The sequence below is a fragment of the Stenotrophomonas sp. C9D9 genome (genome assembly GCF_056491205.1).
The window spans coordinates 1,442,423-1,460,819 of sequence record NZ_JBSZIF010000004.1 but is presented as its reverse complement, the minus strand read 5'-3'; the positions used below and the strand labels follow the sequence as shown (position 1 = coordinate 1,460,819).

The following is an 18,397-nucleotide window of genomic DNA, read 5'->3' as shown; positions in this document are numbered from 1 at the left end:
TTTGCCCCCGGCGAAGGCTCTGACCCCCGCCCCGCACAGGAAGCCCCAATGAGCTACGACATGATGGTGTTCGAGGCCAGCGCCGCCCCGCGCGAGGCCGCGGCTTTCATCGCCTGGTTCGAGAAGCAGACGCAGTGGAACGAGCGCCACGAGTACGACGACCCGGCGGTCAGCAGCCCGGCGCTGCAGGCGTGGTTTGCCGAGATGGCACAGGAGTTCCCGCCGATGAACGGGCCGCTGAGCAACGACGACGATGATCGTGCCGAGGTGACCGAGTACAGCATCGGTAGTCAGGTGATCTACGGTGCGTTCGCCTACTCGGTGGCCGAGCGCGCACACGGACGGGTGCAGGACCTGGCCGAGAAGCACGGCGTGGGCTTCTTCGATGTGAGTGCCGATGAAGCAGCGATCGTGTTCCCCGATGGGCTGGTACTGATCGCGTAATGACGCAGGGTCGGATCCCTCCCGGAGGGAGGGCTCTGACCCGGAGCATGCGTGCCTCGGCGACGGGGGCCGGATCCCGTTCCCATTGGGAACGGGATCCGACCCCTCTTCAGAACAGCGTGCCCTGCACCGTGGGCTGTTCAATGCGCGCCGGTGCTTCGGCGACCGCTTCCGCACCCAGCCGCCAGGCCAGGCCACCCAACCGGCTGGCGTGGCGCTTCAGCGCGGCCTGCAGCACGTCGGCGCTGCCCGCCACATGCAGCACCTGGCGGGCGCGGGTCAGGCCGGTGTAGACCAGTTCGCGCGACAGCACGCGGCTGTCCTGGCGTGGCAGCTGCAACCATACTTCGTCGAACTCCGAGCCCTGTGCCTTGTGCACGGTCATCGCGAAGGCGCTTTCGTGCGCGGGCAATGCGGCCGGGTGGAAGGCGCGCGGCTGATCGACGCTGTCGCCGGGGAACCAGGCCACCATCGCGCCGCTGCCATCGCGCAGGCAGATGCCGATATCGCCGTTGAACAGGCGGTGCCGGTAGCTGTTCTCGGTGACCAGCAGCAGGCGCCCCTGGAAGTAGCCCGGGGTGTTGCCGGCCAGCAGCTGTTCGATGCGGCTGTTGAGCCCGCGCGCGCCCTGCGGGCCTTCGCGCAACGCGGTCAGCACGCGCAGGCGCCCGGCCTGCTGCAGGGCAAGCACTGGATCGGCTGCGTCGGCCAGTGCACGCCAGTGGCCCAGCAGGTGCTCACGCTGGCCACGCAGCGGATCGGCTTCGCCTTCGTGGAAATGCACGCCGGCCAGTTCACCACTGCGCAGCAGCTGCAGCGCGGTACTGCTGTCGCCCTCGCGCACGGCATGGGCCAGTGGTGCCAGGTCCAGCGCATTGCTCTGCCGGTAGCCGCGCTGCAGCTGCACGCGGCGCCCGGCGAAGGCGCGTGGTGTGGCCTGCGGCTGCAAGGTAGCCGGTGCCAGCAGGCCATGCAGTGCCTGCGCGTCATCGGCGCGGGTGCCGATGCCATCACCGCTGGCGCGCAGGATCGCACTGAGCACGTCGCCGGCCTCGACCGAGGGCAGCTGGTCAGGATCGCCGAGCAGGATCAGCCGGGTACCGCTGGCAATCGCGTCGACCAGCTTGGCCATCATCGGCAGATCGATCATCGAGGCTTCGTCGACCACCACCACGTCCACCGGCAGCGGATTGTCGGCGAGGTGACGGAAGCGCGGTGAATCGGGAATCACCCCGAGCAGGCGATGCAGGGTGGTGCCGGTACTGGGCAAAGTCGCGCATAGCGCCGGGTCCAGTCCTTGTTCCTGCAGGCGTTGCACGGCGACGCGCAGGCTCTCGGCCATGCGCTCGGCGGCGCGCCCGGTGGGCGCGGCCAACGCCACCTCGGGCAGCGCCTGGCCGGCATGCCGGGCCTGTGCAGCCAGCAGCAGCAACAGGCGCGCGATGGTGGTGGTCTTGCCGGTGCCGGGGCCGCCGGTGACCAGTGCCAACGGATGGCGCAGGGTCACGCCGGCGGCGCGTGCCTGATGATCCTCGCTGCCCGATGCCTGCGGGAACAGCTGCGCGAACAGCGGTGCCAGCGCGGCCATGTCCGGTGCCGGCAGCGGATGCCGACCAATGCGCTGCAGGCCGGCCGCCAGCTGGCGCTCGTACTCGCGATAGCGGCGCAGGTAGAGCAGCCCGTTTTCCAGCACCAGCGGTGCATCCTCGGCGATGGCATCGGCCTGCTCCGGCGTCGCCACCCACGGCGATGCGCGCAGCTGCGCCAGCCAGTCCTGCGCGGCAGGCCACTCGGGCACGCCTTCCAGCAACCGCTGCGGTTGTGCCGGATCGAACGCAGCGTGGCCCTGCGACACCGCCAGCGAGGCCAACGCGGCCGCCAGCGCCACGCTTTCCGGGGTGTCGTCACGCAGCCGCTGCAGGCTGGTCGCCAGTGCATGGTCGAGGGTGCGCAGCTGTCCCTTCTGGTGCAGTTCCTTCAGCAGGCTCATGCGCTGGCTCCACGGGCACGTGCGGCCAGTTCGGCCTGGGCCTGCTCGCCACCGGCGAACAATGTATCCAGCGCATCCACCAGCGCCAACGGGAAGCGGTCCACATGCACACCGTTGCCGGCGGCATCCAGGCCGCGACAGAACAGGTAGCGGATGCCGCCCATGTCGCGCTCGTAGTCATAGGCCGCGCCCAGGCGGAAACGCAACCAGCGATGCAGAGCCACCGTATAGATCAGCGCCTGCAGGTCGTACTCGCTGTGGCGCATGGCAATGGCCAGCAGGTCCGGGCTGTAGCCCGGCAGGCGGTTGGATTTGTAGTCGAGCACGTACCAGCGCCCGTCGCGCACGTAGGTCAGGTCGATCATGCCGGTCATCAGCCCTTCCAGGCGGCGGCGCTGGCCGAAGCCGCGACGCGTACTGGAAACCCCATGTGCATGCAGCACCTGCAACAGCGCCGGTACCGTGGTCGGTTCGATGGCGAAATGGAAGTCGATTTCCGCGCGGCGCTCGCCTTCGCCCAGGCTGTGCAGCGCACCGCCCTCGGGCAGCGGCACGGTGAGCGTGTGGCCCACCAGCGGCACCAGCACCGCCACGCCATCGTCCAGGTCGACGTCGGCATAACCTTCGTCGTGCAGCGCCTTGCGCAGCACCTCGGCCTGGCCCTCTGGAGCTTCCAGACCCGGCTGCCAGTCAGCCCAGGCAGCGAAGTCGACGTTCTCCATCGCTTCGTGCAGCACGTTGCCGAAGCGACTGCCCATGAAGCGCGGGTCGACCGCTGCGCTGTCCTCGGCCGCCGCAGCGGGTTCCGGCAGCGCCGGTTCCAGCGGCAGTTCCGGACCTGCGGGTTCGTCGGCGGCGGGCGCCGGCAGCTCGGTGGCGGCGGCTTCGATATCACTGCCAGCACCCGCGTCGGCATGTGCCAGCTGGGTAAAGCTGTACACCCACCAGTCGTGGGGTACGCGCCGGGTCAGGGCACGCACCGCCGGAAGGTCACCTTCCACTTCAGCTGCCAGCTGCGGCAGCGCAGCCGGTGTCTCGCTGTCATCGATGTGCACGTCGGCCTGGGCGCGCAACGCCTGCAGGTCACCCAGCAGCGGTGCCAGCCGTGTCCTGCCCAGCCCGGCCAGATCACCCACCGCGATCCACAGCGCGTGTTCGGCGCGGGTCAGGCCAACATACAGCAGGCGTGCATCCTCGGCGCGCTGCTCGCGCTCGCGCTGGGCACTGGCCGCTTCCCAGGCTTCGTCCTTGTCCAGCTTCCAGTGCAGCTGGCGCTGGCCATCGACGTGCACGGTGCAGTGCGAAGCGGTGTTCGGCGCGCCGCCGTCGATGCCGACGAAGGGCAGGAACACCAGCGGATACTCCAGGCCCTTGCTCTTGTGCAGGGTGATGATCTGCACGCGGCGCGCATCCGATTCCAGGCGCAGCAGCTGCTGCTCGTCATCCTGGTCGGCGCTGGCCATCTGCCCCTGCAGCCAGTCCAGCAGGCCATGCATGCCGAGCGCCTGCGCCGAGGCTTCCTGCAGCAGTTCGCCCAGCTGCAGGTAGTTGGTCAGGCGGCGCTCGCCATCGATCAGCGCCAGCAGGCGTTCGCCCTGCGCGGCACAGACATCGGCGATCACCGCGAACGGTCCGCCGCGCTGCCAGCGCTCGCGCCAGTGCAGCAGCTGTGCCTGGAAATCGCGTTGCAGGTCGCCCTCGCGTTCCATCGCCGCGATCGCGCTGGCCCGCTGGCCCAGCAGTACCGTGGCCAGCGCTGCACGCAGGCGGCCTTCGTCGGCCGGTTGCAGCAGTGCTAGCAGCAGCGCACGAAGATCGCGCGCTTCAAGGGTGGAAAACAGGCTCTGCTTGCCGGCCGCCACCGCAGGAATACCGACCGCGGCCAGCGCCCGTTGCACCAGCGTCGCTTCGCGATGCGAGCGCACCAGCACCGCGATGTCACCCGGCCGCACCGGATGACCACGCAGCACGGCACTGCCCGCACGCGCCTCGACCAGGATCCGGTGGATCGCCGCCACGCAGGCCTGGGTCGCTGCCTCACGCGAGGCGTCCGCACTCATCGCCTTGTCACCGCCACTACGCAGCACGCGCAGGGTAAGTGCCGTGGCGGCGTGGCCGTCGCGCAGGTAGTCCTCATCGCTGCGCACGCCACCGGGACGCACCGGCTCGAACTGGATGTCGCGTTCGAGGAAGGCGTCTTCACCACCGTTGTCGTACAGCGCCTGCAGCGCACGCAGCACAGCCGGCCGCGAGCGGAAGTTCTGGTCCAGCACCGGCGCCTGCCGCGCCACCTGCTTGGCCTTCAGGTAGGTGTGGATGTCGCCACCGCGGAAACCGTAGATCGCCTGCTTGGGGTCGCCGATCAGGAACAGCGCCGGTGCCAGGCCGAGTTCGCGCACCTCCGGCGAATCGCCGAACACGGTGTGGAAGATGCCCCACTGGCGATCATCGGTGTCCTGGAACTCATCGACCAGTGCGATGCGATACTGCGCGCGCAGCTGCCTGACCAGCGCCTGCCGCTGCGGGCCTTCCAGGGCCAGCGCTACGCCATCAATCAGATCGTCGTAGGTCTGTACCCGGCGGGTGCGCTTCAGCGCCTGCAGGCGCTGCGTGGCTTCGGCGCGAAGCGCGTGCAGGAAATTCAGCGCGGTGGCACGCAACCAGGCATCGCGTTCGGCCAGCAGCGCGACATAGCGCGCCAACGGCGCCTGCACTGGCGACGACGGCGTGCGGTCGGGGAATTTCTTGTTGGTCTTGTCGGCCAACACGTCCGGCAGCAGTGCCGGCAGGCGTTCGCTGGCCAGCAGCTCGCGCGGGTCGGCGCGCCCGGCCCAGGCCAGCAGCTGCCGCCCCAGCGTGTGCAGCCAGCCCAGCTTGTAGGACACCCCGTTGATCCACTTGTTGTCGACGGCATCGCAGAGGTCGATGAAGAACTGCTCGCCATGCTCGCGCAGCGCCAGCTGCAGTTCGGCGGCGGTGGCCTGCAATGCCGGGTGTGGATCGGCCAGCGCCACCGGCCGTGGCAACGGGTGCAGAGGCGGCGCAGCCAGCAGCGCGCGCAGATCGGCGGCCAGCGCGTCCGGGTTGGACCACAGCCAGGTCAGCGGTTCCAGCGTGGCCGGGTCGTTGGCGTGCACCCGCCACAGATCGGCGGCCAGCTCCTCCAGCAGCTCACGGTCGCTGGCCAGCAGTTCCGGCGGATCGAAGGTGTGGCCGCTTTCCAGCGCGTGCTCGCGCAGCACCCGGGTGCAGAAGCCATGGATGGTGAAGATGGACGCCAAGTCGATTTCGTCGGCGGCCACCTGCAGGCGGCGCTTCAGTGCGGCAGCGCTCTCGGTGCCCCCCTGCAGATGGCGCTGCAGCACGTCGCGGGTCAATCTCGCGTCCGGTGCTTCGCCCTCGGCCGGTTCCAGATCGACCAGGCGCGCGGCCAGCGCCAGGCGCTCGCGGATGCGCTTGCGCAGTTCCTGGGTGGCGGCATCGGTGAAGGTCACCGCCAGGATCTGGCCGATGCGCAGGCCCTGCTCCACCACCAGGCGGGTGAACAACGTGGCCAGGGTGAAGGTCTTGCCGGTGCCGGCGCTGGCTTCGATAAGGCGGATGCCGTCCAGCGGCAGGGCCAGATAGGGATCGCGGCTGAGAGATTCGATGCCGTCTCCGGCGATGGCGGTGCTCATGCGCTGCCCTCCTGGCGTGTATCAGCGCCAAGGGTTCGGCCTTCGCGTACCGCGCTGAAGACCACCTGGCTGTTGCGCAACAGGTCGGCATAGCTGGCGTCGGTGGCGAACGGGTCGGCGCCACGCAGCAGCAGCTGCCAGGCATCGCTGCTGGATTCACCCCAGCTGCGGTCGCTGCCGTGCCACTGCTTCCAGCCTTCGCTGCGCTGTTTTTCGGCTGGCGCGTTGTACAGCACCCAGCCGGTGTACGGGGCAAAGCGCAGCGGTTCACGCAGGCCACGTTGGCGCAGCTGCAGCAGTGCGCGCAGCGCGGCGCGTGCAGCAGGAACGCTCAACGCAGGCAATACGTGCGGGCCAGGACCGGCATCGCCGCCGTCGTGGAACTGCACCAGCGGCAGCGCATCGCCAGCTGCGTTGGCCAGCAGCCAGTCCAGGCCCTGGCGGATCACCGCATTGCCATTGAGGGTACCGGCGCGCAGGCGCACCAGCCCTTCGGGATGCCGATCGGCCACCCGGCCATGCAGGCGCACGCCATCGATCTCCACCTCGTAGCGGCGGCTTTCCAGCGGTTCGCCCTGCATCCAGCCCAGCAGTGCGCTGGCATACGGGCGGGTCTTCAACTGCTCCACCTCGAACTGGCGCTCGCCCAAGGGGCCGGAGGGCAGCAGGCCGCGTGCGCGCAGGCGCGGGTACAACGGCTCGGTATCGCCACTGAGCGTGGCGCGCACCACCGCCGCCTGCACGCTGCGCTTTTCCGGGCCGCGCGATGACAGCACCAGCGGCTCCAGGTCATCGACCTCCTCGACGTCGTCGGCCAGGCGCAGGCCCAGCGACTGCGCCAGGAACTGCCCGGCCGGGTCGCACAGGAAGCGGCGCAGGGTATCGAGTGCAACGTCGTCTTCCACCGCATCGTCAAGCGGCGGCGGCAACGGTGCATCGAACCACGGCTGCAGGCCCCCACGCTCGCCGGTGAGGCGACCAGCGGCCGGATGCCACTGGCGGCGATAGCTGAAGCGGCGGGATCGCCATCACCGAACGCCGCCGGCGAGAACGGCTGCAGTGCGTGGCGCACGGTGAAGTCGCGGACCGCCGCAGGCGGATCGAGGTGATACGCGGCCGCGGCATCGATCAGTTCACTGACCAGCACCGACGGCTCGCGCACGCTGCCATCGCGCGGATCGGCACCGAGGTAACTCAGGTAGAACACCTCCTGCGCGGCAGCGAACAGCTGCAGGAACAGGAAACGGTCATCCTCGCGGGTGGAGCGGTCGCCCGGACGGCGGCGCGGCGTGTCCAGCTCGGCAGTGAGCTGGTTGAGACCGGCCGCCGGGTCGCGGCGCGGGAAATCGCCATCATTGAGACCGAGCACGCAGATCACCCGGAACGGCAGCAGGCGCATCGGCACCATGCGGCCGAAGCTGATGCCACCGGTCAGCAGCGGCGCGCGCGTATCGGCCTCGCCCAGCGCGCCGGCGAAGTGCGAACGCACCACCTCCGGTGGCACACCGTCTTCGAAACCGGCCTTGGCGGCATCGTCGGCGAACTGGTTGAGCAGCTTGCGCAGGCGCTCCAGCGCACGCTGGCTGTTGGGCGAGCTGGGCGCGGTCGGCAGCAGCGCGTCCAGCAGCGACAGCAGGCGCTGTCGCCACTGCGCCGGCGTCAGCAGCTCGCCGAGGCGGCGCTGGTAGATCGCCAACACGCGCAGCAGGCGCAGCAGCCGGTCGAGCGCTTCCAATGCGCCGCCCTCCAGCTCGATCCACGGTGCAACACCGGCCAGGTCGGCCTCGCTGCCGGTCGCGTGACCGAGCACCAGGCGGTCCAGCGCGAACTGCCAGGTGTAGGCGTCGTCGGCCGGTGCCTGGTGCTGGTTGCGGTGCTTCGCATCCAGGCCCCAGCGTGCGCCGGCCTGCTGCAGCCAGCCATGCAGGCGGTCGAAGTCCACCGCTTCCAGACCGGCCGCTTCGGCCAGTGGCGCGCTGGCCAGCAGGTCCAGCACTTCATTCAGGCCGAAACGCGAGACCGGCAGGCCCAGCAGGTGTACGAACACACCGGCCAACGGCTCGCCCGCCAGTGGACTGCTGTCGGCCAGCGCATAGGGAATGTGCTCTTCCTCGCCGCCACGGCCACCGAACACCGCTTCCAGGTACGGCACATAGGGATCGATGTCCGGCGCCAGCACCGCGATCTCGCGCGCCTGCAGCGGCGGATCGAAGCGCGGGTCCTGCAGCAGGCTGCGCAGCTGGTCGTGCAGCACCTGCAACTCGCGCAGGCGGGTATGGCAGGCATGCACCTGCAGGCTGGGGTCGTCGCGACGCAGCCCGTCGCGCAGCTGCCCCGAAGGCAGTGCACGGCGATGGAACAGGTCGCGCTGCAGGCGATGCAGCAGGCTGTCGGACAGGCCACCTTCGTCCAGGGTCGGCCGGGTGTCCTCCTCCGGATCGGAATAGGCCGCAATCTCGCCGGCCGGGTGCACCACCTCGTAGCTGCCCAGCACCGCCATGAAGTCGCGGCCGGCCGCGCCCCAGGCTTCCAGCAGGCGGTTCTCACCGGCCGCTTCACCGAAGGGATCGGGCGCGCCACTGCGCAGGCGCTCGGCCAGCGTCTGCAGGTCACCCCAGTACGACTGCACGGGGGTAGGCATATAGAAGTGCAGCTCGCCCACCCGCGCCTGGGTGGCCATCACGCGCAGCACGTCGGGCGAGATGTTGAGCGTCGCGAACGCGGACATGCGCGGCGGCAAGCCCTGTGGCAATGGCTGGCCGGCGCCCTCGAAGCGGTCCAGGTAGGCCTGGATGCGGCGCGCGCGGTAGTCGTGACCACCGGCGATGGTGCGCCAGAGGATCGCCTGCGGGTCGGCCGGGTCGGCGCCGGCCTCCCAGCGCAGCAGCCAGTCGCGGCGCCAGGCCTGCGGTACTTCTCGAACACCGACGCCAGTTCACCGGCCAGCGCCCACGGCTTCAATGCGTCGCCACCGGCAAGATAGGACTGCAGCGCGCGCATCGGTGGCTGCGCCAGCAGCGCCGGGTCGCGCAGTGCCTGGTACAGCTTCCAGTGCAGGCCGGCCGCGTCCAGGTCGTCGCGTTCGCCCGGCACATTGGCGTTGAGTGCACGGGCAACGAACTCGCCCGGGTCAGGAACTCGAGATCGGCAGCCACGCCATACTCGGCAGCGAGTGTCGCTCCAGCCAACGCCGCATCGCCACCTGCGGGATCAGCACCACCTCCGGCGCCAGCAACGGCTGGCCCGGAACCGGGCGCACGCATGTTGCGCGCCAGCAGCGCGGCCAGCACGTCCAGGGAGTTGGAATGGTAGAGGCGGAAATCGCTGCCCGGGTCACTCATCATGCACAGTGTGCAGACGGCAGGCAGTATTCAATGGCCGGCCCATCGCCGGTACGGATTGTTCCGGGCTGCCAGCCGATTGTCCCGGCCTGGCAAGGGTCTTGCCGTGCCACAATACTGGACCGTCCAGTCTGCTTATGTTCAGCCGACGGGCCCGATCCTTCGATGTCTAAAAAACGTTAATGGTGCCCATGTCGGCTTCCACCTCCAGTCTGGTGCAGTTATCGAACGTCCGCATCGACCGGAGCGGGCGCACGATCCTGCGCGACGTGTCGCTGCAGGTGCCCAAGGGCAGCATCACCGCGGTACTGGGTCCGTCCGGCAGTGGCAAGTCGACCCTGCTGGCGGCACTGACCGGCGAACTGCGTCCGTCGCCGGCGAGGTCACCCTGTTCGGCAAGCCGATTCCGCATGACAGCGGCGCGCTGCTGGAGATGCGCAAGAGCGTGGGTGTGCTGCTGCAGGGCAATGGCCTGCTGACCGACCTCACTGTGGCCGAAAACGTCGCGCTCCCGCTGCGTACGCATACCCGCCTGCCGACCGCCGTGCTGCGTCGGCTGGTGGAAATGAAGCTGCATGCGGTGGGCCTGCTGGCCGCGGCCGATGCCTGGCCGCGCGAACTGTCCGGCGGCATGGCGCGCCGCGTGGCGCTGGCCCGCGCGCTGGCGCTGGACCCGCCGCTGATGATCTACGACGAGCCGCTGACCGGGCTGGACCCGATCGCCTCGGGGGTGATCATGAGCCTGATCCAGCGCCTCAACCACATCCTGGGCCTGACCAGCATCATCGTCAGCCACCACGTGCACGAGACCCTGCCGATCTGCGACCAGGTCATCGCCATTGCCAATGGCGGCATCGTGTTCCAGGGCACGCCCGAGGCGCTGCAGTCCAGCCAGGACCCGCTGCTGCGGCAGTCCGCATGGCCAGCCCGATGGCCCCATTCCGTTCGATGCCGCGCCGCGCGCGAGGGTCGCCTGATGCCGTTCGTCCAAGCCACCCGCTCGCTGGGCCGCGCCGGCCTGTTCTCGCTGACCGTGCTGCGTGGTTCGCTGCCAACCCGTGATTTCCTGGCCGAGCTGACCCGCGAGATCTACAAGATCGGCGCGCGCTCGCTGCCGATCATCGCTGTCGGTGGTGCCTTCGTCGGCCTGGTACTGACCCGAGGGCTACCGCACTGCGTGGTCCACCACCTTCGGGCTGGCGCGACCCGCGCCGTCGACCCTGCTCGGCGTTGCGCTGTACCGCGAACCGGCGCCTGTGCTGACCGCGCTGCTGTTCATCGGCCGCGCCGGCAGTTCGATCGCCGCCGAACTGGGCCTGATGCGCGCCACCGACCAGATCAAGGCACTGGAGCTGATGGCGATCGACCCGGTGGCCAAGGCCGTGGCGCCGCGCTTCTGGGCGGCGGTGCTGACCGTGCCGCTGCTGACCGGCATCTTCTGTTCGCTGGCGATCAGTGCCAGCTACTTCGAAGCGGTGCACGTGCTGGGCCTGGACAATGGCGTGTTCTGGTCGGCGCTGCGCAACAGCGTCGATTTCTGGGATGACTTCGGCGTGGCGATGCTGAAGTCGGCGATCTTCGGCGGCACCGCCGCGCTGGTCGCCGCCTACGTTGGTTTCCACGCCGAGCCGACCATCGAGGGCACCTCGGTGGCGACCACCCGTGCGGTGGTCAACGCCTCGCTGCTGGTGCTGATGTTCAACTTCGTGCTGTCGGCAATGTTGTTCACCTAACCCCTCCACCGGCGGTGCGCAGGCGCGCGAGGCCACCACGACTCGATCAGGTAATCCACATGGCCATCCGCGGTCCCAGACTCGAATTCTCCGTCGGCGCCTTCCTGCTGCTGGCCCTGGCCTCGCTGATGGTGCTGGCCTGGTGGCCTCGACCAACCAGCGCTGGAGCTGGGGCAGCCAGGGCTACGAGCTGAAGGCGCGCTTCTCCCAGGTCGGCCAGCTGCGCAAGCAGGCGCCGGTGAAGATCGGCGGCGTCACCGTCGGCCAGGTCGCCTCGATCCACCTGGATCCGGTGAAGTTCGAGTCCATCGTGACCCTGCGCATGGACAGCAAGGTCAAGGACCTGCCGGCGGACACCTCGGCCGGCATCTTCACCAGTGGTTTGCTGGGCGAGAGCTATATCGGTCTGCAGCCGGGCGGTGACCCGGACGTGCTCAAGGCCGGTGACGAGATCGTCTTCACCCAGCCGGCGGTTGACCTGATCCAGCTGGTCGGCAAGTACATGTTCAGTGGCGGCGCCGGTGGTGGCGCAGGCCAGAAGCCCAACGATGGCGCGCAGGCGCCTGCAACGGAACCGCAACCATGAAGATGAAACTGATCCCGGCCCTGCTCGCCTCGACGCTGCTGCTGGCCACGCCGTTCCTCGCCCAAGCCCAGGCCGCCGCCCCCGCCGCTGCCGCGACGCAGGGCCAGGCCGGCAAGGTGGTGATCGATGCCAGCACGCGCATCCTCACCACCCTGCAGCAGCGCCGGAGCGTGTTCAGCAGCAACCCGGCCAGCCTGCGCAGCTACATCGACAGCGAATTGAACCGCACCTTCGATCGCGACTACGCCGCGCGCCCTGGTGCTGGGCCCGCACGCCCGCGGCGCCTCGGATGCCGACATCAAGCTGTTCGCCCATGCCATGGCCGACAGCCTGATGCAGCGCTACGGTTCGACCCTGCTCAACATCCAGGGCAAGCCGAGCTTCCGCCTGAAGGGTGAGAGCCCGCTGCCGGGCAACCGCGGCGTGCGCGTGAGCACCGAACTGGTGCGCGCCGGCAGCGAACCGACCCCGGTCGAGTACTGGATGCGCAACGTGAACGGCCAGTGGAAGATCTTCGACGTCAACATCGAAGGCATCTCCTACGTGCAGACCTTCCGCAACCAGTTCGACACCCCGCTGCGCCAGAAGGGCATCAAGCAGGTGGCCAGCGAGCTGCACAGCGGCAGCATGCAGGCCGGGCCCGCGGGCAATGGCAAGTAACGCGCTGGCGCTGCTGGAAGGCGACACCCTGCGCCTGCGCGGGGTGCTCGACCGTGCCGCGGTGATCGCGCTGTGGCCGCAGCTGCAGGCCCTGCCGGCCAAGCTGGCGCGGCTGGAGCTGGGCGAGGTCGAGCGCGTGGACAGCGCCGGCCTGGCCCTGCTGGCCGAACTGGCGGCCCGTGCACGCAAGGCCGGCCATGCACTGGCCATTTCCGGCGCGCCGGCCGGCTACAACGAGCTGAGCGCAGCCTACCGGCTGTCGCCCGACCTGGATTTCAACGCTACTTCTGCTGCGAGCTGACATGAACGTCGTACGCACTTTCCCCCTGATTGTCCTGGCCACCGCCCTGACCGCCTGTGCCGGCAAGCCCGCGCGCAGCGATGCGCCGGTCGCCAGCACCGTGGTTGCGCCCAGCCCTGCTGCCGAAGCGCCTGCCGCAACGGCCGATACCGGCGTGGTCGACGCTGCTCCGGTCGCCCCCGTGGCCAATCCTTCGGCGCCCGCCACATCGTCGCCGACGGCTGCGCCGCAGGGCGCGGAGGCCACCGCACCGAAGACCGCACCGAAGACCGCAGCGTCCACCGCCGCCGCTGGCGACGATGATTTCGATGCCCTGTATGGCGGCACCGGCAACACCGGCAGTGCGGCGGCCTACGATCCGTGGGAACCGTTCAACCGCAAGGTCCACAAGTTCAACAACGCGGTCGACCGCGGCGTGGCCCGTCCCCTGGCCACCGCCTATACCCATGTGGTGCCGCGCTTCGCGCGTACCGGCGTCAGCAACTTCTTCAGCAACCTGCGTGCGCCGGTGACCATCACCAACCAGCTGCTGCAGGGCCGTGGTGCCGACGCGTGGGACAGCCTCGGCCGCTTCCTGATGAACAGCACGCTGGGCATCGGTGGCCTGTTCGATCCGGCCAGCAAGGCGATGGTGCCGCGTCGCAATGAAGACTTCGGACAGACCCTGGGTGCCTGGGGCTGGCGTCGTTCGCGCTACGTGGAACTGCCGTTCTTCGGCCCGCGTACCGTGCGCGATGTGTTCGGCCTGGCCGGTGACATCCCGCTGTCGCCGATGCGCCGAATCGAGGAAGACAAGATCCGCATCGGCCTGCAGGGCCTGCAGCTGGTCGACACCCGCGCACAGCTGCTGGCGATCGACGATCTGCGCGACACCGCAGTGGACGAATACGCCCTGGTCCGCGATGCCTGGATGCAGCGCCGCAACTACCAGATCGAGAACGATCTGCGCAGCAAGCGCGACCGCGGCCACGACGATGCCAATTCGCCGATCCCGGTCGATGCGATGCCAATGCCGCAGTGGACCCACTGAGTCCGGTCTGCAGCGCATGAAAAACCCCGCCTCGGCGGGGTTTTTCTTTGGCGCTGCGGGTGGGGTCGGAGCCCTTTCCCGTGGAAAGGGATCCGACCCCGGCCGATCAGGCCGCCAGTGCCGCCTCGATGGCCTCGCGCAGGCGCGCATCATCGGCGGCCACGTCCGGCGCAAAGCGGGCGACGACCTTGCCATCGCGGCCGACCAGGAACTTCTCGAAGTTCCACAGCACCGCCGGTGCCGGATGGATCGGGATCTCCTTGCTGGCCAGGCGCTCGCGCAGCGGGCCTTCGCCGATCGACTGCGGCTGCGCAGCGGTCAGCTGCTGGTACAGCGGGTGGGTGTCGTCACCGGCCACGCTGATCTTGGAGAACATCGGGAAACTGACATCGTAGGTGAGCTGGCAGAACTGCTGGATCTCGGCCTCGCTGCCCGGCTCCTGGCCGAGGAAGTTGTTGGCGGGGAAGCCCAGCACTTCCAGGCCCTGCGCGTGCTTTTCCGAATACAGCGCCTGCAGGCCTTCGTACTGCGGGGTCAGGCCGCACTTGGAGGCAACGTTGACCAGCAACAGCACCTTGCCCTGGTAGTCGGCAAGCGAGGACGGCTGGCCGTCGATGGTGGTGAGGGAAATGTCCTGGATCGGGGTGCTCACGCGGGGGCTCCGGCTACGTCGGGGAATGGCCCACCAGCATAGCGCCGCGCGACGCCGGTAGTGCCGGCCGCTGGCCGGCAATGCTGCGATCGTTCCCGGGGGTTCATGCGGTTGCCGGCCAGCGGCCGGCACGACGATCAGTCCACGCAGATCGTGCCCTGCGCCTTGCCGTCATCGATGCGCTGGCGGCACCCGAAGTTCTGGCGGGCATCACGCTGGCAGGTACCGGACGCCACAGCACCGGGCGCCACCTCGCCCCCGGCCAGGCACTGGCCCGTGCAGTCACTCTTGCGGCTGCAGGCCTTGCCGGCGTCGGCATAGGGAATCACGCACTGCTCGCGCTGCAGGCGGCCGAGCCGCTGCAGGGTGCCGCCGGCGGCCTGGCAGTCGACGTCACGTGCTTCGCGGTAGGCCTCGCTGGCTTCCGGCGTGGGAGCGGCCGTGGTGGTGTTGGCAACCGGGGGCGTGCTGCTGCACGCAGCCAGTAACGCAGCGAGGAGAAGAACGGCACAGGAGCGGAAGCGCATGTCGATACCCGCCACGGACCCAGGGCGCCCAGCATAGCCAGGCGCAGGTGCACGGGACGTGTCAGCCCGCATTGCCGTCCTCCTCCTCCTCCGGCGCGCCCAGCTGCTGCATCGGGTCCGGGGTCAGCTCCGGTGGCAGCGCGCGCTTGGCCTTGCTGCCCAGTTCGGCAAGCCGACGGGCGCGGCTGATGGCCGACTGCGGCGAATCGATCAGGCGATTGCGCGCATCGGCGTAGGCCTTGCCGGCATCATCCAGCTTCTTGCCCATGGCGGTGAAGTCCTGCAGGAACCCGGTCAGCGCGTCCAGCACCAGGCCACCGGCTTCGCTGATCTTCAGCGCCTGCTTCTGCACCTTGTCGCGCGTCCACAGGCGCTCGGCCACGCGCAGCAGCGCCATCAGGGTGTTGGGCGAGGCGAACACCACGCGGTTGTCGAAGGCGAACGCCTGCAGGCTGCCATCGGCGCCCAGTGCGGCCGACAAGGCACCTTCGATGGGAACGAAGGCGATGGTGATGTCCAGCGTCTCGCTGCCCAACGCCTTCGGATAGTTCTTCTCGCCCAGGTCCTTCACGTGCTGGCGCAGCGCAACCGCGTGCCGGCGCAAGGCGTCTTCGGACTGCTCCGGGGTGGTGGCATTCATGGCTTCCTGCCAGGCGATCAGGTTCACCTTGCTGTCGATCACCACGCTGCGCTCGTCGGGGAACTGCACCACCACGTCCGGTCGCAGGCGCGCACCTTCGTCATCCACGGCATGCTTCTGCCGCTGGTAGTGCACGCCCTCTTCCAGGCCCGATCCGCGCAGTACGTTGTCGAGCATCAGCTCGCCCCAGTCGCCGCGGACCTTGGCATTGCCCTTCAGCGCGTTGGTCAGCGCCGAAGCCTGCGCGGCCATGTCCTGGTTGAGCGTCTTCAGTTCGCCCACCGCACCCAGCAGGCTGGCGCGCTGCCGCGCTTCCTCGCCATACAGGGTATCGACGCGGGTGCGGAAGTCGCCCAGCTTGTCGGCGAACGGCTTGAGCAGTCCCTCGATATCCGCGCGCGACTGCACCGTCGCCTGCCGCACGTTCTTCTCGAACTGCTGCCCACGTTCGTCGAACACCTTGCCGGCCAGTTCGGCGAAGGCGCCGGACAGCTTTTCCTTGGCCGTATCGAGATAGCTGCGCAGTTCGGCACTGGCGCGTTCGGAGTGCTGCAGATTGGCCACCGCGCGGGCATGTTCACCGTGCAGCTGCTGGTAGCGCTGCTGCGCCTGCTGCAGTTCGCTGCTGGTGTCCGCAACGGCAGCGCGCGCCTGCGCCAGGGCCGCTTCACGTTCGGCCAGCTGTGCTTCGCGGCTGGCCGACAGCGCCGCTTCGCGCTCCACCCGGGCGGTCAGCGTAGTGACGGCCTGTGCGTGCTGCTGGCTGCGGCTCCGTTCGTTTTCCAGTTCAGCGCCCAGCGCATCGAGGCGGCCGCGCAGCTGGCCGGCATCGACCAGGGCGAGGCGATGCTGTTCGCGCTCGCTGTCCAGTTGCCGCTGCAGTTCGCCGGACGGTGCACCGCCGGCACTGCGACGCCACAGCAGCAACAGCGTGACCAGGGTCGCCAGCAGCAGGACCACTGCCAGGATCAAGAGGACTTCGATATTCATGCGATCAGTTTAGCCCCGCTGCGCTAGGCTGGGTCGGTCCGCCCCGGAAGCCCCCATGCTCGCTCTGTACGGAAAGCCCACCTCCATCAACGTGCGCAAGGTGTTGTGGCTGTGCGCCGACCTCGACCTGCCACTTCACCACGAGCCAGAACCGCCTGCGGACCTGCTGGCCACGTTGAACCCGAACCGGCAGGTGCCGGTACTGCGCGATGGCGACTTCGTGCTGTGGGAATCCAATAGCATCTGCCGCTACCTGGCCGTACGCGCTGGCCGTGACGACCTGCTGCCCGGTACGGCGCAGGACCGCGCCCGGGTCGAGCAGTGGATGGACTGGCAGGCCAGCGACCTCAACAGCGCCTGGCGCCATGTATTCATGGCGCGTGTGCGCCAGCATCCGGACTATCCGGATGACGCCCGCGCCGAGGCCAGCCTGGCGCAGTGGAACCGCTTGATGGGCGTGCTCGACACACAGTTGGCCGGTGGCCATTCGCACGTGGCGGGCAACACCTTCACTCTGGCCGACATCGTGCTCGGGCTATCGACCCAACGCTGGCGCAGCACGCCCGGCAACAAGCCCGTGCTGCCACACGTCGCGGCGTGGTTCGAACGCCTGCGACAGCAGCCGGGTTTCACCGAACACGTCGACAACGGCGTGGGCTGAGGCAGGGGTCAGATCCCTGTCCCAAGGGGAAAGGGATCTGACCCCAAGGGCGCGGGAACAACCGGTGTTACCAGCCTTCCAGCACGATCTTGCCCTTGGCGCGGTGGCTTTCAAGCAGCGCATGGGCGCGCCGCAGGTTGGCCGCGTCGATGCGGCCGAAGTGCTCGCCCAGGGTGGTCTGCAGCACACCGGCATCGATCAGCTCGGCCACCCGGTTCAACAGGTCGTGCTGGCGCTGCATGTCGGCGGTGCGGTACAGCGGCCGGGTGAACATCGACTCCCAGTGCAGGGACAACGCCTTGCGCTTGAGCGCCATCACATCGACCTGGCCGGGATCATCGATCAGCCCCAGCTGGCCCTGCGGCGCCAGCAGTTCCACGATCTGCGCGTAGTGCTGGTCGGAGTGGGTCAGGCTGGCCACGTGCTGCACCTCGCTGATGCCCAGCCGCGCCAGGCCCTCGGCCAGCGGCAGGCTGTGGTCGATCACGTGATGCGCGCCCATCGCATACACCCAGTCCTGGGTATCCGGACGCGAGGCGGTCCCGATCACAGTCAGTTTCGTCAGCTTCCGCGCCAGCTGCACCAGGATCGAACCAACGCCACCGGCAGCACCGATCACCAGCAGGGTCTGGCCCTCGCCACCGCCCTCCGGGATGCGCAGGCGATCGAACAGCAACTCCCACGCCGTGATCGCGGTCAGTGGCAGTGCGGCGGCGGCGGCATCGTCGAGGCTGGCCGGCTTGCGGCCGACGCTGCGCTCGTCCACCAGCTGGTACTCGGCGTTGCTGCCCGGGCGGTCAATCACGCCGGCGTAGTAGACCGCATCGCCAGGCTGGAACAGGGTCACCTCGCTGCCCACCGCCTCGACGATACCGACCGCATCCCAGCCCAGCACGCGCGGGCCGTCGGTGGCCATGTTGCGGCGGACCTTGGTGTCGACCGGGTTCACCGCCACCGCACGTACCGCCACCCGCAGGTCGCGCGGGCCGGGCTGCGGCAGCGCCAGGTCGATGTCGATCAGGGCCCGGGCATCATCGATCGGCAGGCCGGCGTGGGTGTAGGCAATGGCGCGCATGGCAGCGGTCCAGTGGGAAAGGAGGCGACAGGTTGCGCCGCGCGCACCCCCGCAGAAAGGTGCAGAATCGGGCAGCACTTTCACTCCAAC

General features: G+C 69.0%; 10 protein-coding genes and 5 pseudogenes. 8 read left to right on the top strand and 7 right to left on the bottom strand.

The window, feature by feature from the left end; genetic code table 11:
* Positions 1-48: 48 nt before the first annotated feature.
* The gene (locus tag ACXI0D_RS12095) at positions 49-444 is read left to right on the top strand and encodes a hypothetical protein (RefSeq protein ID WP_049446855.1); all 396 of its coding nucleotides are present in this window, start codon (positions 49-51) and stop codon (positions 442-444) included.
* Positions 445-553: 109 nt separating this feature from the next.
* On the opposite strand, the gene recD is transcribed toward ACXI0D_RS12095, so the two are convergent.
* From recD to recC, 3 genes and pseudogenes are all read right to left on the bottom strand, one after another.
* On the bottom strand, positions 554-2,434 hold the full coding sequence (gene recD / locus ACXI0D_RS12090) for an exodeoxyribonuclease V subunit alpha (protein ID WP_101766342.1): 1,881 nt from the start codon (positions 2,432-2,434) through the stop codon (positions 554-556).
* Positions 2,431-6,111 (bottom strand): exodeoxyribonuclease V subunit beta, encoded by a 3,681-nt coding sequence (gene recB, locus ACXI0D_RS12085; RefSeq protein ID WP_479642603.1) that lies wholly within the window; start codon positions 6,109-6,111, stop codon positions 2,431-2,433. The genes recD and recB overlap by 4 nt, the downstream gene beginning before the upstream one ends.
* Positions 6,108-9,455, bottom strand: a pseudogene (recC, locus tag ACXI0D_RS12080) (exodeoxyribonuclease V subunit gamma). Before recC ends, recB begins: the two are co-directional and overlap by 4 nt.
* 188 nt (positions 9,456-9,643) lie before the next feature.
* On the opposite strand from recC, the pseudogene ACXI0D_RS12075 reads away from it, so the two are divergent.
* From ACXI0D_RS12075 to ACXI0D_RS12050, 6 genes and pseudogenes are all read left to right on the top strand, one after another.
* A pseudogene (locus tag ACXI0D_RS12075) lies at positions 9,644-10,429 on the top strand (ABC transporter ATP-binding protein).
* Positions 10,429-11,185: pseudogene (locus ACXI0D_RS12070) on the top strand (ABC transporter permease). The pseudogenes ACXI0D_RS12075 and ACXI0D_RS12070 overlap by 1 nt, the downstream one beginning before the upstream one ends.
* A gap of 59 nt (positions 11,186-11,244) precedes the next feature.
* A pseudogene (mlaD, locus tag ACXI0D_RS12065) lies at positions 11,245-11,771 on the top strand (outer membrane lipid asymmetry maintenance protein MlaD).
* Positions 11,768-12,431 (top strand): annotated as a pseudogene (locus ACXI0D_RS12060) (MlaC/ttg2D family ABC transporter substrate-binding protein). The pseudogenes mlaD and ACXI0D_RS12060 overlap by 4 nt, the downstream one beginning before the upstream one ends.
* Positions 12,421-12,732, top strand: a complete 312-nt coding sequence (locus tag ACXI0D_RS12055) for an STAS domain-containing protein (RefSeq protein ID WP_014039022.1) — start codon at positions 12,421-12,423, stop codon at positions 12,730-12,732. The pseudogene ACXI0D_RS12060 and the gene ACXI0D_RS12055 overlap by 11 nt, the downstream one beginning before the upstream one ends.
* Position 12,733: 1 nt before the next feature.
* Positions 12,734-13,762, top strand: a complete 1,029-nt coding sequence (locus ACXI0D_RS12050; RefSeq protein ID WP_119007397.1) for an MlaA family lipoprotein — start codon at positions 12,734-12,736, stop codon at positions 13,760-13,762.
* Positions 13,763-13,868: 106 nt separating this feature from the next.
* Here the strand turns inward: ACXI0D_RS12050 and ACXI0D_RS12045 are convergent, their stop codons facing one another.
* From ACXI0D_RS12045 to ACXI0D_RS12035, 3 genes are all read right to left on the bottom strand, one after another.
* A complete protein-coding gene (locus ACXI0D_RS12045) occupies positions 13,869-14,414 on the bottom strand; it encodes a glutathione peroxidase (protein ID WP_049446843.1) in 546 nt (181 codons plus the stop codon).
* Between the two features lie 137 nt (positions 14,415-14,551).
* Positions 14,552-14,941, bottom strand: a complete 390-nt coding sequence (locus tag ACXI0D_RS12040; protein WP_479642602.1) for a hypothetical protein — start codon at positions 14,939-14,941, stop codon at positions 14,552-14,554.
* Positions 14,942-15,002: 61 nt separating this feature from the next.
* Entirely contained in the window at positions 15,003-16,571 is a 1,569-nt protein-coding gene (locus tag ACXI0D_RS12035; protein ID WP_049446840.1) for a DNA recombination protein RmuC, read from the bottom strand.
* Positions 16,572-16,626: 55 nt separating this feature from the next.
* Between ACXI0D_RS12035 and ACXI0D_RS12030 the strand changes: the two genes are divergently transcribed.
* Entirely contained in the window at positions 16,627-17,232 is a 606-nt protein-coding gene (locus ACXI0D_RS12030) for a glutathione S-transferase family protein (protein WP_049446838.1), read from the top strand.
* A gap of 67 nt (positions 17,233-17,299) precedes the next feature.
* Here the strand turns inward: ACXI0D_RS12030 and ACXI0D_RS12025 are convergent, their stop codons facing one another.
* On the bottom strand, positions 17,300-18,307 hold the full coding sequence (locus ACXI0D_RS12025; protein ID WP_049446836.1) for a zinc-binding alcohol dehydrogenase family protein: 1,008 nt from the start codon (positions 18,305-18,307) through the stop codon (positions 17,300-17,302).
* Positions 18,308-18,397: the final 90 nt, after the last annotated feature.

Bases quoted from the DNA above. Each gene is read 5' to 3' on its own strand.
- recD (WP_101766342.1), bottom strand. From the start codon at position 2,434: ATGAGCCTGCTGAAGGAACTGCACCAGAAGGGACAGCTGCGCACCCTC.
- ACXI0D_RS12035 (WP_049446840.1), bottom strand. From the start codon at position 16,571: ATGAATATCGAAGTCCTCTTGATCCTGGCAGTGGTCCTGCTGCTGGCG.
- recB (WP_479642603.1), bottom strand. From the start codon at position 6,111: ATGAGCACCGCCATCGCCGGAGACGGCATCGAATCTCTCAGCCGCGAT.
- ACXI0D_RS12025 (WP_049446836.1), bottom strand. From the start codon at position 18,307: ATGCGCGCCATTGCCTACACCCACGCCGGCCTGCCGATCGATGATGCC.
- ACXI0D_RS12040 (WP_479642602.1), bottom strand. From the start codon at position 14,941: ATGCGCTTCCGCTCCTGTGCCGTTCTTCTCCTCGCTGCGTTACTGGCT.
- ACXI0D_RS12050 (WP_119007397.1), top strand. From the start codon at position 12,734: ATGAACGTCGTACGCACTTTCCCCCTGATTGTCCTGGCCACCGCCCTG.
- ACXI0D_RS12055 (WP_014039022.1), top strand. From the start codon at position 12,421: ATGGCAAGTAACGCGCTGGCGCTGCTGGAAGGCGACACCCTGCGCCTG.
- ACXI0D_RS12095 (WP_049446855.1), top strand. From the start codon at position 49: ATGAGCTACGACATGATGGTGTTCGAGGCCAGCGCCGCCCCGCGCGAG.
- ACXI0D_RS12030 (WP_049446838.1), top strand. From the start codon at position 16,627: ATGCTCGCTCTGTACGGAAAGCCCACCTCCATCAACGTGCGCAAGGTG.